General features: G+C 53.7%; 6 tRNA genes. All 6 read right to left on the bottom strand.

Annotation, left to right across the window (positions count from 1 at the left end):
• Positions 1-16 precede the first annotated feature (16 nt).
• A tRNA-Val gene (locus ACQ5DJ_RS29950) sits at positions 17-92 on the bottom strand.
• A 33-nt stretch (positions 93-125) separates the two neighbouring features.
• Positions 126-199 (bottom strand) — tRNA-Glu (locus ACQ5DJ_RS29945).
• 14 nt (positions 200-213) lie between these two features.
• Positions 214-298, bottom strand: a tRNA-Leu gene (locus ACQ5DJ_RS29940).
• 8 nt (positions 299-306) lie between these two features.
• Positions 307-383: transfer RNA gene (locus ACQ5DJ_RS29935), tRNA-Met, on the bottom strand.
• Between the two features lie 24 nt (positions 384-407).
• Positions 408-498: transfer RNA gene (locus ACQ5DJ_RS29930), tRNA-Ser, on the bottom strand.
• A gap of 7 nt (positions 499-505) precedes the next feature.
• A tRNA-Asn gene (locus ACQ5DJ_RS29925) sits at positions 506-581 on the bottom strand.
• Positions 582-639: the final 58 nt, after the last annotated feature.

Genomic DNA, 639 nt, shown 5'->3' with positions numbered 1-639 from the left:
TGTCCATTAATATAAGTGGTGGAGGCTGACGGGATCGAACCGCCGACCCTCTGCTTGTAAGGCAGATGCTCTCCCAGCTGAGCTAAGCCTCCAGGATCCCTGCTTTTGCAGGGTATTTTGCTAGGTGACCCGTAGGGGATTCGAACCCCTGAATGACAGCGTGAAAGGCTGCTGTGTTAAACCGCTTCACCAACGGGCCAAGATTATGAAGTATGGTGCGGTCGGCGAGACTCGAACTCGCACGGGTCGCCCCGCCACCCCCTCAAGATGGTGTGTCTGCCAATTCCACCACGACCGCAACTAATATGGTAGCGGCGGAGGGAATCGAACCCCCGACCTTTCGGGTATGAACCGAACGCTCTAACCAGCTGAGCTACACCGCCATGAAGCTATGAGATTAAAACATATGGCGGAGAGTGAGGGATTCGAACCCTCGCTACGCTTGCGCATACTAACGGTTTAGCAAACCGTCCCCTTCGGCCTCTTGGGTAACTCTCCGTATATATGGCTCCTCGGGACGGACTCGAACCGCCGACCGATCGGTTAACAGCCGATTGCTCTACCAACTGAGCTACCGAGGAACGTTGAAGGATTTATTCCTTCAAAACTGAATACGCATGATTGCTAAGAATGTGTGGA

The sequence above is a fragment of the Brevibacillus sp. FIR094 genome (assembly GCF_050477165.1).
GTDB lineage: Bacteria > Bacillota > Bacilli > Brevibacillales > Brevibacillaceae > Brevibacillus.
The sequence above is the reverse complement of the archived record's forward strand: the minus strand, read 5'-3'. Positions and strand labels throughout refer to the sequence as shown.